The sequence below is a fragment of the Moraxella macacae 0408225 genome (assembly GCF_000320365.1).
Taxonomy (GTDB): Bacteria; Pseudomonadota; Gammaproteobacteria; order Pseudomonadales; family Moraxellaceae; genus Faucicola; species Faucicola macacae.
Window position 1 is genome coordinate 826,757 of the sequence record NZ_ANIN01000002.1, and the last position, 14,659, is coordinate 841,415.

General features: G+C 41.0%; 15 protein-coding genes. 5 read left to right on the forward strand and 10 right to left on the reverse strand.

Annotation, left to right across the window (positions count from 1 at the left end):
* Positions 1 to 15 precede the first annotated feature (15 nt).
* The 5 genes from rpsR to yaaA all read left to right on the forward strand — a co-directional run bounded on the left by rpsR (position 16) and on the right by yaaA (position 4,430).
* Complete coding sequence (gene rpsR / locus MOMA_RS09240) at positions 16 to 243, forward strand: 30S ribosomal protein S18 (RefSeq protein WP_009502268.1); 228 nt, start codon at positions 16 to 18, stop codon at positions 241 to 243.
* Between the two features lie 15 nt (positions 244 to 258).
* Positions 259 to 717: a 50S ribosomal protein L9 gene (rplI, locus tag MOMA_RS09245; protein ID WP_009502269.1), complete on the forward strand. Its 459-nt coding sequence runs from the start codon at positions 259 to 261 to the stop codon at positions 715 to 717.
* Between the two features lie 250 nt (positions 718 to 967).
* A complete protein-coding gene (gene dnaB, locus MOMA_RS09250; protein ID WP_051012767.1) occupies positions 968 to 2,446 on the forward strand; it encodes a replicative DNA helicase in 1,479 nt (492 codons plus the stop codon).
* A gap of 35 nt (positions 2,447 to 2,481) precedes the next feature.
* A complete protein-coding gene (gene alr / locus MOMA_RS09255) occupies positions 2,482 to 3,588 on the forward strand; it encodes an alanine racemase (protein WP_009502271.1) in 1,107 nt (368 codons plus the stop codon).
* Positions 3,589 to 3,635: 47 nt separating this feature from the next.
* Positions 3,636 to 4,430, forward strand: a complete 795-nt coding sequence (yaaA, locus tag MOMA_RS09260) for a peroxide stress protein YaaA (RefSeq protein WP_009502272.1) — start codon at positions 3,636 to 3,638, stop codon at positions 4,428 to 4,430.
* Positions 4,431 to 4,478: 48 nt separating this feature from the next.
* On the opposite strand, the gene gloA is transcribed toward yaaA, so the two are convergent.
* The 10 genes from gloA to MOMA_RS09305 form a co-directional block, all read right to left on the reverse strand.
* Complete coding sequence (gene gloA / locus MOMA_RS09265) at positions 4,479 to 5,018, reverse strand: lactoylglutathione lyase (RefSeq protein ID WP_009502273.1); 540 nt, start codon at positions 5,016 to 5,018, stop codon at positions 4,479 to 4,481.
* A 42-nt stretch (positions 5,019 to 5,060) separates the two neighbouring features.
* Positions 5,061 to 5,690: a carbonic anhydrase gene (locus MOMA_RS09270; RefSeq protein ID WP_009502274.1), complete on the reverse strand. Its 630-nt coding sequence runs from the start codon at positions 5,688 to 5,690 to the stop codon at positions 5,061 to 5,063.
* A gap of 128 nt (positions 5,691 to 5,818) precedes the next feature.
* Positions 5,819 to 7,195: a glutathione-disulfide reductase gene (gorA, locus tag MOMA_RS09275; RefSeq protein WP_009502275.1), complete on the reverse strand. Its 1,377-nt coding sequence runs from the start codon at positions 7,193 to 7,195 to the stop codon at positions 5,819 to 5,821.
* 456 nt (positions 7,196 to 7,651) lie between these two features.
* The gene (locus MOMA_RS09280) at positions 7,652 to 8,197 is read right to left on the reverse strand and encodes a TIGR02594 family protein (RefSeq protein ID WP_009502276.1); all 546 of its coding nucleotides are present in this window, start codon (positions 8,195 to 8,197) and stop codon (positions 7,652 to 7,654) included.
* Positions 8,198 to 8,199: 2 nt separating this feature from the next.
* On the reverse strand, positions 8,200 to 8,529 hold the full coding sequence (locus MOMA_RS09285) for a phage holin family protein (protein ID WP_040625432.1): 330 nt from the start codon (positions 8,527 to 8,529) through the stop codon (positions 8,200 to 8,202).
* A gap of 84 nt (positions 8,530 to 8,613) precedes the next feature.
* Positions 8,614 to 8,784: a hypothetical protein gene (locus tag MOMA_RS09890; RefSeq protein ID WP_161600317.1), complete on the reverse strand. Its 171-nt coding sequence runs from the start codon at positions 8,782 to 8,784 to the stop codon at positions 8,614 to 8,616.
* Position 8,785: 1 nt separating this feature from the next.
* Positions 8,786 to 12,487, reverse strand: coding sequence for a host specificity protein J (locus tag MOMA_RS09290; protein ID WP_009502278.1), 3,702 nt, complete (start codon positions 12,485 to 12,487; stop codon positions 8,786 to 8,788).
* Positions 12,488 to 12,561: 74 nt separating this feature from the next.
* Entirely contained in the window at positions 12,562 to 13,149 is a 588-nt protein-coding gene (locus MOMA_RS09295; protein ID WP_040625216.1) for a tail assembly protein, read from the reverse strand.
* Positions 13,149 to 13,928, reverse strand: coding sequence for a C40 family peptidase (locus tag MOMA_RS09300; protein ID WP_009502280.1), 780 nt, complete (start codon positions 13,926 to 13,928; stop codon positions 13,149 to 13,151). Before MOMA_RS09300 ends, MOMA_RS09295 begins: the two co-directional genes overlap by 1 nt.
* Positions 13,929 to 13,941: 13 nt before the next feature.
* Positions 13,942 to 14,655 carry a phage minor tail protein L gene (locus MOMA_RS09305; protein WP_009502281.1) on the reverse strand — a complete coding sequence of 238 codons (714 nt, stop codon included), beginning with the start codon at positions 14,653 to 14,655 and terminating at the stop codon, positions 13,942 to 13,944.
* Positions 14,656 to 14,659 lie beyond the last annotated feature (4 nt).

Consider the following 14,659-nt stretch of genomic DNA (forward strand, 5'->3'; position numbering starts at 1 on the left):
TTAAGGAGACTAACCATGGCACGTTTTTACCGCCGTCGTAAATTTTGCCGTTTTACTGCTGAAGGCATTACCCACATTGACTATAAAGATGTAGAATTGCTCAAACAATACATCAGTGAAAGTGGCAAAATCGTACCAAGCCGTATTACTGGTACCTCAACCAAATACCAACGCCAACTAGCGACTGCTATCAAACAAGCTCGTTACCTTGCGTTAATCCACTACACTGACAGCCAAAAATAATCTAAGGAGTGATATATGCAAGTTATCTTATTACAACGTATCGCTAACTTAGGCAAATTGGGTGATACTGTGAATGTAAAAGCAGGTTACGGTCGTAACTTTCTTGTACCACAAGGCAAAGCATTGCCTGCCACTGAAGCAAACGTTCAAAAATTTGAAGCACGCCGTGCTGAATTAGAAAAACAAGAAGCCCAAGAATTGGCAGAAGCCAACAAACGTGCAGAAGCATTGCAAGATGTAAACGTCATTATCCGTGCAAAAGCAGGTGATGAAGGCAAATTGTTCGGTTCTATTGGTACGCGTGATATCGCCGATGCATTGACAAAATCTGGCTTACCAGTTGATCGTTCAGAAGTGAAATTACCCGAAGGTTCACTGCGTAATGTTGGTGAGTACAATGTAACTATCCAACTACATCATGACATTAATACCGATATTTTGGTAACGATTTTAGCAGAAGACAGCAATGCTTAATTGCTAAGTTTAATTGCTAAGTTTAGCTTAAAATTGCTTGGCTTAAATGTTGATTTTCTAGACGCATAAGACTAGAAGCATAAAAAGAGATGACTTTGGTTGTCTCTTTTTTTTGTGGTTTTTGTTTTTGGTTTTTTTTGCAAATTTTGATTAAAAATATTTATTGGTTTTTTGGCAAAAAATTAAGTATAGTGGCTTGCTAAAAAATAATTCATTGATTACCAAACACTTAGAAAATTTTGAGAAAAAAATGCCAGACAATCACTTGCCCAATACACACACTTTACCCAACAATCAGTCGTTTACAACCACCGAAAAAACCGAAAAATCAGCACAACCTATTTTATCCCAAAATACACTACATCAGCCTCACAGCATTGATTTGGAAAAATCTGTGTTGGCAAGTTTAATGTCTTTAGAAGAAAGTTTTGAACGCATTTCTGACAGCATTAACGAAAAAGATTTTTACGCCCAACGGCATCAGTTGATTTTTAATGCCATTATGCACCTTGCCAACAGAAACGAGCCTTACGATGTGGTCATGGTATCCGATTGGCTTGAATCACAAAAACAACTCAACGCCGCCGGAGGCACGGATTATTTGGCAGAAATTTTATCGCAAAGCCCTGCAACTTTGTTTAATTTATCCGCTTATGCCCAGCGAGTGCGCGAGTTTTCGGTATTGCGTCAAATCATCAAGGCGGGCAACCATATGCTCAATCTTGCCTATGACAGCAAAGGGCAAAGCGTTAGTGATATTTTAGATGTTGCCGAAAGCGAGATTTTTGCAATTAACGAACAATACAGTCGCAGCTCACAAAGCAAAGGCCCGGTTCGTATCAATACTGTAATTACCAGTGTGATGGACACCATTCAAACCCTAAAAGGACAACCTGACGGCTTGATCGGATTGCAAACCCCATTTGCAGAATTAAACAACAAAACTCAAGGCTTGCAACGCGGTGATTTGATCATCGTTGCAGCCAGGCCATCTATGGGTAAGACTACTTTTGCGATGAATTTGGCAGAAGCGGTTTTAAATCATACCGATTTGCCCGTGATAGTATTTTCTATGGAAATGCCCGCTGAATCGATTGTTATGCGACTTTTATCGTCCTGGGGTGGCATTGATCAAGGCAGTTTACGCTCGGGCAAATTAACCGAACCTGATTGGTCAATGTTAACCACTGTTATTGCCCATTTGCACAACAAAAAACTGTACATAGATGACAGCACCGCCTTGCCTCCATCTGAGGTGCGTTCGCGTTGTCGCAGAATCGCCAAAGACAATGATGGCAAACTTGGGCTTGTGTTGGTAGACTATTTGCAATTGATGAAAGTACCCAGTTTAGATGGCAACCGCGTTGGTGAAATTTCCGAAATTTCACGCAGTTTAAAAGCCTTGGCACGCGAAATGAACTGCCCTGTCGTTGCTCTATCCCAGCTAAATCGCAGTTTAGAAAACCGCCCCAGCAAACGTCCAATTATGTCAGATTTGCGCGAGTCGGGAGCCATTGAACAAGATGCCGACTTGATTATGTTTATTTACCGTGAGGAGGTGTATAATGAAAAAACCGATGCCAAAGGCATTGCCGAGATTATCATAGGCAAACAGCGTAACGGTCCAATTGGCACAGTTAGACTTGGGTTTCAAGGGCAATTTACCCGTTTTATTAACCTAACTCCAGAAATGTATCAAGGTGAAATTCATAGCGATGCCAATGAATAACTTGTATTAGATCAATCATTTAAATAGAAACAATCATGCGAAATACTCACATTACCATCGATTTATCCGCCCTAGCCCACAATTTACAAATTGCCAAACAACACGCTCCTCACGCCAAACTTATGGCCATGGTAAAAGCCAATGCTTACGGACATGGCGTCAATGAGTGCTTGCCAACGTTACAATCAGCCGATGCCTTGGGTGTGGCTTGTTTGGCAGAGGCCAAAACACTGCAACAAGCCGGTTGGGATAAGCCGATTATTGTGATTGAGGGGGCGTTTTCTTTAGAAGAGTGGCAATACTGCCTTGCCAATCAGTTGCAATGTATGATACATCATACCGAACAGCTTAGTTGGGCATTACAATACCCCTCCAAAGAGCCTAGCAACACACCAATTTGGCTAAAACTCAACACAGGCATGAATCGCCTAGGTTTTAGCGAACACGAGATTTTACAAATTACCAAACAATTATCCGCAATTGGCTATCCGCTGATTTTAACCAGTCATTTTGCCAATGCCGATGTAAAAAATCACCCACAAAATAAGCAACAGATCAGTATTTTTGAACGCGTTTTGTCAACCTTAAAACAACAAGTTAGTCCAACGGTACAAGGTTCACTGTGCAATTCAGCAGGCATTGTTAATTTTGCCGAACATCAACATGATTGGGTGCGTGCAGGCATCATGCTGTATGGTGCAACTCCAATTTCCGAACAAACTGCCGAACAATTAAACTTACGCCCTGTCATGCAATTTAAAGCCAGTATCATGGCAATTCACACACTCGATACTGGTGATTGTGTGGGCTATGGCAGTCGTTGGCAAGCCAAACAACCTTGTCAAATTGGCATTGTTAGCGTAGGTTATGCCGATGGTTATCCAAGAGTGATTAGCGATGATGCGTATGTGGTGGCAAAAATTAGCGATAAAATAGAACATTTGTCGATTATTGGACGAGTGGCCATGGATATGCTTATGGTAGAAATTCCTGCAAACAGTAACGTAACCTTGCACACGCCTGTACAATTATGGGGCGACAAATTGCCAATTGATCACGTTGCCAATTGGAATGCCACGGTAAGTTATGAACTGCTCTGTTTGGTAACAAAACGCCCAACATGGTGCTATACCGTTGATTAGATCAATGAACCAAGTGTTATTAATTAGAAATTTTATAAGGTATTATTATGTATTTTTTACTATCACCTGCCAAAAACTTAAACGAAACCGATACACCGCCACTTGAGTTTGATCAGTACAGCCAACCTAAACTTATGCCTTCGGCCTGTGAATTAATGTCCATCTTAAAACCCTTAGATCCAACAGATTTAATGCAATTGATGCATATTTCACATAATTTAGCAGAACTAAATAAACAACGTAATGATGATTGGCAATGGAGTGAAAACCTGCCATTTAGCCAACACCAAAAAGCAAAACCTGCGATTTATTTATTTGACGGTGATGTGTATGCAGGTTTGAATGCTTATCAACTGAATCTATCACAAATTTTATATTTAAATCAACAACTTGGCATTTTATCAGGCTTATATGGTTTGTTAAAACCGCTGGATTTAATTTTGCCTTATCGCTTAGAAATGGGGATAAAACTTGCCAACGCACGCGGTAAGGATTTGTATCAGTTTTGGGGCGACACAATTGGCAATCTGATCAATCAGCGTATGGCTAAAAATGGCGACAAGGTGTTGGTAAATTTAGCGTCCAACGAATATTTTAAGGCGATAAATCCAAATGTTATTCACGCCGATATCGTAACGCCACGCTTTGAAGATGGCAAAAATGGTGTTTATAAAGTGGTGAGTTTTTATGCCAAAAAAGCCCGTGGTTTAATGGTGCGTTATGCCTGCGAAAATCAGTTGACACATGTAGATGAGTTAAAAAACTTTGCTTTGGACGGTTATTATTTTGTGGAAGAATTTTCTGATAGCAAGCAACTTTTGTTTCGACGAGACAATGATTAAACAGGCAATAGCTAGGCTTAACAAGCCAGCCCACCAGATTTTAACCGATTAACGCATGGTATTGGCTTGTACAATTTCAATCCAATAACCATCTGGATCTTTGATAAAAGCAATATTTTTCATCATGCCTTCTTCTGGGCGTTTTTGAAAAACCACGTTATTTTCATCAAACCACGCCACGGCCGCCATTAAATCAGGCACAGCAAAACAAATATGTCCAAACCCTTTAGGCTCGCTATTGCCATGATGATAGGCAAAATCGGCATCGTTTTGTGTGTCATAATTGTGCGTTAACTCCAAAACCCCACGCTGACTAAAGGTAAATTCTGCACGTTCGGCGGTATCTTGTGCAGGTAAATTGGCAATTTCATTATCACTAAGTTTTGCCAAAAAATACAAATCAAACTTGGCATCAGGGTATGATTTTTTGTAAAGCAAGGTCATACCAAGCACATTTTGGTAAAAATCCAGTGATGGTTTTGGATCTTTAATGCGCAACATGGTATGATTAAAGGTATAACTTTGTGTTTGTTCAGAAATTTTTGTTGCTGTGGTTTTTGTTGCTGTGGTTTTTGTTGCTGTGGTCATGCTATCACCTTGATAAAATTTGCTAAATTTATTTTAAAAAATTTATTTTAAAAATGCAACCTTGCCTGTTTTTAAATCATACACCGCTCCAATAATCAACAACCGCCCTGCATCTACCAAATCCTCTAAGGCTCGAGAACCGTGTTTAAGCTGGCTGACTGACATGCGCACATTGGCTTTAATACCACGAGCAACCAGTTCATCAGCATCTACTGCTTGTCCGCCTGCTGTGTAAATTTCGTGCAAATTGTACACGCTTGGACGTATTCTATCCACAATGGATTGTAAGTTTGGTGAAAAATACTGTTCAGGATTAATTAACGTTTCCACACAAGCGGTTACCGCCCCACAATGCGAATGTCCAAGCACAACCACAAGTTTTGTGCCAAATTTTTCAGTAGCAAATTCTACCGAACCAATTTGTGACGGTGCAACAACATTGCCTGCCACACGGATAACAAACAAATCGCCCAAACTTTGATCAAAAATAATTTCAGCGGGCACGCGAGCATCCGAACAACCCAAAATAATTGCATAAGGGTCATGTACATCGGTCAAAGCATTGCTTGCCAACAGGGTGGCATTTGGATTTTTTAGGCTTTCCACAAAACGAGCATTGCCCTCTTTTAGCATTTGTAGGGCTTGCTCTGCACTTTCAACGATGGTTTGCATGATAAGTAACAACCTTGCTGTTATAACATCGCCAAAATTGACGATGTTTTATGGCTACTATTAAAACTTATTTTTAAAACTTTTGTTAAAAACTGCTGTTAAACGCTTGTGCATGAATTTTCATTCAATCAACGCAACGTTACAAACTCCTCCGATCCTGTTGGGTGAATTGCCACTGTATTGTCAAAATCCGCCTTGGTTGCTCCCATTTTAATCGCCACTGCAAAACCTTGGATCATCTCATCAACTCCAAAACCCACACCATGTAAACCAACGATTTTTTCATTATCGCCCTGACAAATAAGTTTCATGCGACATGGCTGACGATGCTGTGTTACGCCACCGTACATTGGTGTAAACGATGAGTTATAAACCTTGATATTATCCACGCCAAACTGTTTGATCGCCTGATCTTCGGTAAGTCCAATCATACCAATCGGCGGGTGGCTAAACATCACCGTTGGAATTAAGTTATAATCCAAATGCTCATTGGGTTTATTGTTAAACAAACGTTCAGAAAGACGACGGCCACTTGCAACTGCAACTGGTGTCAATGCCACGCCGTTTTCAATAATATCACCAATTGCATAAATATTGTCAACACTGGTGTTTTGGAATTTATCCACTTTAACAAAACCGTTGGCGTTTAATGCAACACCCACTTGTTCCAGCCCAATATTATCGGTTGCAGGGTTACGTCCAACCGCCCATACCAAGCAATCCACATCGAGCGTTTCACCATTGTTAAAATTTAAGGTTAAACTGTCGTCAGCATTTTTTGTCACTTTGTTAATTTCAGTGCAAGGGTGCAACTGAATGCCATCGGTTTTCATCACCCCCACAAGTGTATCTACAATATCTGCGTCAAATTCTTTTAGTGGTTTTTCACCGCGTAAAATCAAATGTGTCTTTACACCAAGGCCATTAAACACACCAGAAATTTCAACACCGATATAGCCACCGCCCACCACAGCGACACGATTTGGCAGTTTGGTTAAATCAAACAATTGATCCGAATCAATGCCAAATTGTTGACCGTCAATGTTTGGACGCGTAGGACGCCCACCCATTGCAAGCACAATTTTATCAGCGGTAACCGTTTGGATATCACCATTTTGCAAGGTAACCTCAACGCGGTTTTTATCAATGAATTTGGCAAAACCATTAATCACGGTAACGTTGTTTTTTTCAAAACCACGATCGTATACTTTATGCACATGTTCAATATAGGCATTGCGAGATTTTACCAAAGTTGCATAATCAAATTTATTCAGCGTAATGTCAAAACCATAATCGGCGGCATATTTATTTAACGCTTCTGCAATTTGGGCGCCATACCAGGTGATTTTTTTTGGCACACAGCCTACATTCACACAAGTTCCACCAATGTGTTTTGCCTCAATAATCGCGCATTTTTTGCCATATTGGGCAGCTCGGTTCACACTTGCAATACCGCCAGATCCGCCACCAATTGCAATGTAATCAAAATGTTGTGCGTTTGTCATAAAATTTCCTTAAGTTTTAAATATTTGTTAATAATGACAATATGGATAAAATAAATCTATTTATTATAACAAAATTTGGCAAAACTAAGCATTATATTTTTATAAAACATTTTTTTATAAAACATTTTTTATAAAACCAATGACTGTATTTTTTGATTTTATTTTGTGATTGTAGTTTTTTGTTAATCACTCTATAATAACTGCCGCTTTTTTAAAACCAAGCCAAAAAGCGTTTTATATGACGCCGATCGATCCCAAAAGGTAATAAAATCAATGCCTACACAACAAATCAATTTAAAATCAGGCAATAAGCGTATTAGCACCGCCCCGATGGTTGATAACACCCTGCTCAAGAAATAAACAAATAAAATCAATAAGTTAAATAATTTATATTATAAAAATACGCAAATTTTCCGCAAAAAAATATCCCCACACCTTCTCGATGTGGGGATATTATCAAGCTTCATTTTTTGATACCCTCCCATCACTATCCAAGAGGGGTAAATCGTATCTGTGTTTTGCAGGATTTGGTAATGTACCGCACCAACGATAGCCTAACACACGGCTGGTGGCAAATGGCACAATACTAACCTTGTCGGACTGGTTGCCACCCAATACCATAAGATTGCCTTTTCTATCACGCCCAACAACAAAACCAACATGACCACTGGCGGACTTAGGTGTGCCACGCCAAAAAACCACGATACAACCATAAGCAGGTTTGTCTAATTTTGTGCCAGCTTTTAGCCACGCCCTTGCCATAGGAAAGGCATTTGGAATATGATATCCCAAACCACTATCAGCAAGCACACCGCCAACAAAGCCGCCACACCACGCTGTCTCGTCGTTTTTGAACACAGCAGGTGGCTGCTGACCAACCGCTTCAAAAGCAGATCTCCACAACCCAATAATAACTGGATTGTGTTTTGCCCATTTTATTTCGGTTATACCAACAAGCTTGCGTGCATTGGCAATCCATTTTAATTCATTTGCAATTGTCATAATCAATCTCCTGTTTTTCGGTTGATGTGTTTTTCAATAAGTCTCGTTACAAGATCAATGGCATTGCCACCTGCATGACCGCTGACGGCAACCAATACCGCTGTCAATAATTGTTCAATTTCTAAAAACTCACAAAAATAAAACGTAATTAAGCCTGCAAATCCTGAGATGACAAGCTCACCAATAAGTTTGACAAACACAACACGCAATTTTTCTGGTTGTTTTTGTTCATTGAGCCGTCTGATAAACGCTACCAACCCTCCTCCCATAGCAAGCAGTCCTACCCAAATGTAAGTGAGTAGCGTATAAGTAGTGGGATCTTTTTCAGGCATGGTTAACTCCAATAAAAAACCGCCAAATGGCGGTAATGGTAAAAAATCCAATTAAAATTTGGTTAATAATAAGACAAATACATGCTAAACCCAACGGCCATCTACCCACCGCCATAACTTATCATTGTTTGGTATTGGAGTTAGAGTAAAGTCTTTATTGTCCAATAGGTCTTTGATGACATCATCAGGATTGCCTGTGTCTTGGTATAAAAATGTACCGTCTGATTTTTTGTAAATATATAGCACAATAAGCATGCTACCTCCTTACGCCTAATAACTGAAAACTACGTGCCGTAATCACAACAGGATATAAAGCTCTATCACTACTTGACTTGCCTGAATTTAGCCCACGGCTTTCCAGTGTAACCGTATAAATCTGCTCGCCTTGTGGTGGTTTATCTATTAAGGTTGCAAGTGTGATAAATTCATAATCTAATTGCTTGTATGGGTGTGTTGAAATGTGTCTGTTATCCCCATAGCCTGTTGTGATGGTATCGGTTGCCATATGCCCTTCCATTCTGATCACTCTAAGCGTGGTGTCATTTCGCTTAATACGGATAATCACCACCCCATTTGAGCCGTCATTATTACCGCCCGAACGAGCGGTTAATTTCTCAAAAGTAAATTGGATTGACACTGCTCCCCCACGAGCATCAAGGCTAACACGGTTAATTTCTTCTTCGGTGTCAATGGTATAAAACGCAAACTCCTGTGGTGAGTATTGTAGTCTAGGCACAACAACTGCTTCGCCTTTGATTTGTAAAGTATCAACCTGTGCTATACCAATCTTAGCGGTGGTAATTGCCCCATCTTGGATTTTGGCATTCATAATCTGGCCATCTTGGATTTTGGCACTGCTAATTGCACCGTTGGCAATTTTGGCATTTTCAATACTGGCATCGGCTAAATGTGCATTTTTAATAGAAGCCTCTGCAATAGACGCAGTGTTAAACCACGCCCCTATCGGATAACGCACACCGTCAATCGTAATAGGTCGTGTCGTAAATACAAACGGTTTTTTGCTTAATGTTGTTGAACCAAAATAAATCTGGTCAGCATTAATACCAAAACTGCTGGTTACTTGCCCATTTTGTAACTCACTCATCAAACCATAACCACTGATAAAGCCGTTATTGTCTACCGTTACCGCTTTAACCGCTTTTACGCCATTGACTGACTGTTCAACATTGCGAATACTGGCTATCTGGCCACTTACGCTTGTTTGCAAGGTGTTAATTTTGTTGGCTTGTGCTGTGATATATCCGTCCACTTGGGTAACACGCGTGGTTAAGTCATGTAGGGCGGTGGCGGTTGCTTTATCATTTAGATCGCTTTCAAGCTGTAACAGCTTTTGAGCGGTGGTTGTTTGTAAACCATTAATATTTGTAACAAGCGTGGTAATTTGGTTTTTAACACCGTTTAGCCCATTTTCAATACCGTCAATTTTGGCAATCGGTTGCCTTAGTTTTTGATCTAAATGCAACTCGCCAATATGGCCTGACAAAATCTCAAGCACTTTATTGGCATCTGCTGATGTCGTCCCACTTACCCAATCTGTCCAGTCTGATACATTGCCAAGTTTGTCTACGATACGCCCACGGTAAAACTGGGTTAAGTTGCCTTGTAGTCCTGTAATTTCGTGTTTGTTGGTTGGATAGGCAAATGTACCAAGCGTGGTGATATCACTGTAACCGTTTGGACTAAGCTGTATTTCTGTAAAATTTGCGTCTTCTGACTTTTCTCCAAAAACCCAACCAAGCTCCATGCCAAACAATACCCCTTGAACGGTTAATTTGGCAAGTTTTATAGGCTTGCCTTGCTTGCCTTGAATTTTAGTTAAGTTTGAATATGTTGCCAGACTTGCTTGTCCAAAAGCGTTAATAGCCGTTACGCGTGCTTCATATTGTCCTGCGTATACACCACCAATCTCAATGCTGTTTGTACCTGTAAGTGGCAAAGCTTGCCAATTGCCGTTGTCTTTTCGCCATTCTGCTTGATATTTTACCGCTCCTGTCGCTTGCTCCCATGAGATGACAAGCGTGGTAACGGTTACGCCTTGATTGATAGCATGATACGATGACAAATTGACCGATATTGTAGGGGCTTGTACAGTAGGATTAATGACACTGATCGGATATTCATCAATATACGCCCCTGCGTCAATCGCGTCATATTTGGCAGGGTTGTATTGCACTGCGGTGATGGTAAATCGGTGATTGTCATCTGCCGTTACTGATAACACACGAAATTTCATGGTAGCAAGATCTTTGCTGTCTAGCACCCACACATTTTCCACACTGATACTATCAAACGGCTTAGTAACAGTAACTTTATCACCACTTACCGCTTGTATTTGTCGTCTTTGACTGATACCATCATCACCGTTAATCACAAGCGTGTCATTTGCATTGGCAACGATAAAACGATCCAACGTAACGACGGTTTTTTTATCATTTATTGCCAATACACGACCGCCTGTTGCACGCCCTGCAAACAACTCATCGCTAATTTCAATCACTTTGCCAGGGCTTGGCATATAGCCGTCTAAACCCACTTTAAACGTTACCATGCGTGTTTCAAGTTGTTCAGACTTTAACGCCCAAAGTCCTGCACGCTGGGCTTGACCTTTAGATGTACAGCCAAAAGCTGAAATATCAACAATACGCACGCCAAATTTGGCAATGGCTTTTTCATCTCTTACGTATTCATACTCGGTTTTAAAGTGATTATCAGGGTTATCCCATGCCACTTTTGCAACAGTATGTCGATCTCTGGCTTTTGTGCCTGTGTACTCAAACATACCGTCAATGACATTGGCACGGCTAAATGAGTACATGCTATCTTGTGGAATGTCCGCGTCCAGTACAATACTTGTACCATTCCAGTAACTGATTGCACGAAATACGCCTGCCAATTTTGACAACAAATCAAACGCACTTTGTGCTGATTGAATATAGACATTGACTGCAAAACGCGGTTCACGCCCTCCCATACCATCATCTACCATTTCATCACAATACTGGGCAAGGCGGTATAAAGACCATTTGTCAATCATATACGCTTTCAGTCGCCCACCCAAACCGTAACGCTCGGCGGTGCATAAGTCATAATACACCCACGCAGGGTTATTGCTGTATGCCAATTTAAATTCACCATTCCACAGCCCATCATAAGTATAAGACACAGGATCATAGTTGGTTGGCACTTTGATAATCAAGCCCTTACAACGAGCTGACATCTTGGCAACATTGCCAAAACTTTCAGCATCATAGCGTAAACCCAATAAAGCAGTGTTTGGATAGCGTAATTTTAAATCAATGATCTCGGTAATTGCTGATATGAACATTTTGTCCAAAACATAATCAGATGTGCTATTTGGTGTGATGCGTCGCACACGCACTTGCCAACCAGTTGTAGCAACAGGCAAATCAATGCGATGTGAGCGTTCGTAAGCTTCCGATGTCTTAGCATTGATCGATGTATTTAAAACTTGTACCCAGCCACCCTTGTCTGTCTTAATATCAATAGCATAATCAATTTTTACCCCATTGACATCACCATTTTCAGTATCTTGTGAACGAAGTGCTCCCCATTTTAAACGTATCCGTAGAGCATCAAGATCAAGATTATTAAACGACTTTACCCACGGCGTGGTATGCTTTAATTCCACACCCACACCTGTTTCATTTGCTATATCGGGAAAACCATCAATGTAGGTTTGGTCGTTTGTGCCTGAACGAAAATCCACCTTGACATTTGGAAAATTAAACTCGCCGTTGTCGTTTTGTAGTGGCGTATTATCCAAGTAAACCGACTTATAGCCATCTACAAGCCCTGCAATTTCACCTTCACCCAACCCATAAAGTATGCTAATGTAAGTTTTTGATTGTGCAGAGTCTGGAGCAATGATGGGCTTGTGCTGTTTGTTGCCGTCTTTTTTAGCACCATAAATGGTCATTTTTATTGTCTCTGATTGTGATTGTGTCTATACTTGTGGTTATAATGTGTGGTTACAATGTGTGGTTACAATGATTACAACATGTCCTCTGAAAGTTGACTTGCCGACATGATAAATCCACCAATTTCTCGTTCACCGTATAAAATCGGTATGGGATTGCCTTGTGCAACAGTCGTAACTGCACCGCCAAAACCTTTGTTTGCTTTGTTTCCGTCTTGATTTTGGTCTTGTGTGTCCGCTTTTGGCATAAACATTTGTGCAATACCCCCTGCCATCAAGCCAATCCCTGCACCAATCAAACCTGCACCTACTGCCCCTGCCGCCCCAAAAGTCATACCAGTTACCACAATGCCTGCTGCTACCATGACCGCTCCTAACACGGTTTGTAACACGCCGCTTTTTTTTGACCCCTCCACCACAGGCACAACTCGGATAATCTTAGCAGTGTGAGTCATCTCAAGCTCACGCTCGCCAATGTTGTGCGTGTCATTAAACACCGCAAAACGCAATCCTTGTCTATGAGCATTCATCATAAATTGTTCAAAACCAACAAGCTGTACGCATAAAGCACGCATGGCTTCTTTGGCACTGTCTACAGACAACTTAAACGATTTGCCAAATTTTTTGGCAAGAATGCCGTGTAAAATGATTGTTTTCATAATTAAACCCCCTGCCTTGAATGATGACGCACCGCAAGAACCGTCCTATCCGCCCACTGCTTGCCATAAATTTCACGCACGCTTTGCCGTCCGTAAGGGTGATGTAAAATTAGGGTATTACCAACACAAGGTGGTGTCATCTCGCTTGTTAGTACGCCGTTATTCCCAAGCCAAATCAATGCATGATTGACATGGTGCGTCCTCCCCACACGACAAAGCAGGATATCGCCATATTGCAAATGATGTTTATCCACCGCTAAAAAACCTGCATTTTCAAAGTTCTGTTCATAAAGTGGTAGATGCATCGGATCTTCCCACCATGCATCAGTGCGTTCAAACTCTAGCAGCAGTATGCCAAATTCACGTTCATAAAAATCACGAACAATGGCATAACAATCTTGCACGCCATGAATGTAATTTCGCCCCAAAAGTGGCGGTTTATACCCACACGGCTGATACAAGCCAAACGAAGGTTTTTCGCCGTACTCGTGTTTTGACACTGCGACAATAACCCAAGGCAAACCGTGCAATTCAATCTGTAATTTATCCAAATCAGATGGTAAAACCCCGCCATCTGGGTGGCTATGCACGATTGCTTGGATTTTACCGAAACTTTCTGCTTTGGCAAAATCTTTAGGGCAAATGGTAAATTGTTCATTGTCTACCGCTGTATTGACACAAGGAATATAATTGCCATTGACAATCACGCCGCAACACTCAGCAGGATAACAATCAAGGGCGTGGGCAATAATGGCGGATTTTAAAGATTTGGTAAGTTTCATATGATACTTCTTATTAAATCCCAGTTAAACCACTGGCAGGGCAACCCCCAAACGGTAAGGGCTTATTTCGCCCATGACGCAAAACGCATGATTTCATACGCCCACCACATTTATCCAATACAGGATTGTCTGTTGGCTTATCGGTTTCATCAAACATTGCCGTGCCTATATAACCACACGCTTCTGACCTATATTGTCCATGTACCGCCAAATAACAATAATTATTAATCTCACGCACAGGGATTTTTAGCCCCTCCAAATCAATCGGATTGGCAAGTTCAAAAGTAACCTGAGCGTGGTTTTCTGATGTTTTTTGTTCTACAAACCATAGCTGTTCTTTACATTCATCACCAGCATTAGGATTGCCCTTGTCAAAATTCACCGCATCAAGATATTTGGCAAGCGTTGTGATAACCTTAAGGCTTGCAGTAGCAAAGTCATTAAACTGCAAACAATATGCTGATACCGCACCTTGCACCCCTGCAATATTGTTGGCAAGGGTTAACACAGGCGTGCTTGCCTTGCCATCTGATCGCATTTCAAGCCCTGTTACCGATAAAGCTTGTGGCATAAACGTTTGACCACGAAAGATGATATTGCCCTCGTTTTTGTCATGGTTGTGTCCGTGAAAACGTAAAATTCCAGCACCCATTTTGGTTGCATCAAGCTCAAACAACGTAACCATACCGTCTACTGTAAGTTTTTGAATGTCGCTATTAAAAGACATAACT

Excerpts from the sequence above, each read along its gene's own strand:
- rpsR (WP_009502268.1), top strand. The coding sequence starts at position 16 with ATGGCACGTTTTTACCGCCGTCGTAAATTTTGCCGTTTTACTGCTGAA.
- rplI (WP_009502269.1), top strand. The coding sequence starts at position 259 with ATGCAAGTTATCTTATTACAACGTATCGCTAACTTAGGCAAATTGGGT.
- dnaB (WP_051012767.1), top strand. The coding sequence starts at position 968 with ATGCCAGACAATCACTTGCCCAATACACACACTTTACCCAACAATCAG.
- alr (WP_009502271.1), top strand. The coding sequence starts at position 2,482 with ATGCGAAATACTCACATTACCATCGATTTATCCGCCCTAGCCCACAAT.
- yaaA (WP_009502272.1), top strand. The coding sequence starts at position 3,636 with ATGTATTTTTTACTATCACCTGCCAAAAACTTAAACGAAACCGATACA.
- gloA (WP_009502273.1), bottom strand. The coding sequence starts at position 5,018 with ATGACCACAGCAACAAAAACCACAGCAACAAAAACCACAGCAACAAAA.
- MOMA_RS09270 (WP_009502274.1), bottom strand. The coding sequence starts at position 5,690 with ATGCAAACCATCGTTGAAAGTGCAGAGCAAGCCCTACAAATGCTAAAA.
- gorA (WP_009502275.1), bottom strand. The coding sequence starts at position 7,195 with ATGACAAACGCACAACATTTTGATTACATTGCAATTGGTGGCGGATCT.
- MOMA_RS09280 (WP_009502276.1), bottom strand. The coding sequence starts at position 8,197 with ATGACAATTGCAAATGAATTAAAATGGATTGCCAATGCACGCAAGCTT.
- MOMA_RS09285 (WP_040625432.1), bottom strand. The coding sequence starts at position 8,529 with ATGCCTGAAAAAGATCCCACTACTTATACGCTACTCACTTACATTTGG.
- MOMA_RS09890 (WP_161600317.1), bottom strand. The coding sequence starts at position 8,784 with ATGCTTATTGTGCTATATATTTACAAAAAATCAGACGGTACATTTTTA.
- MOMA_RS09290 (WP_009502278.1), bottom strand. The coding sequence starts at position 12,487 with ATGACCATTTATGGTGCTAAAAAAGACGGCAACAAACAGCACAAGCCC.
- MOMA_RS09300 (WP_009502280.1), bottom strand. The coding sequence starts at position 13,928 with ATGAAACTTACCAAATCTTTAAAATCCGCCATTATTGCCCACGCCCTT.
- MOMA_RS09305 (WP_009502281.1), bottom strand. The coding sequence starts at position 14,655 with ATGTCTTTTAATAGCGACATTCAAAAACTTACAGTAGACGGTATGGTT.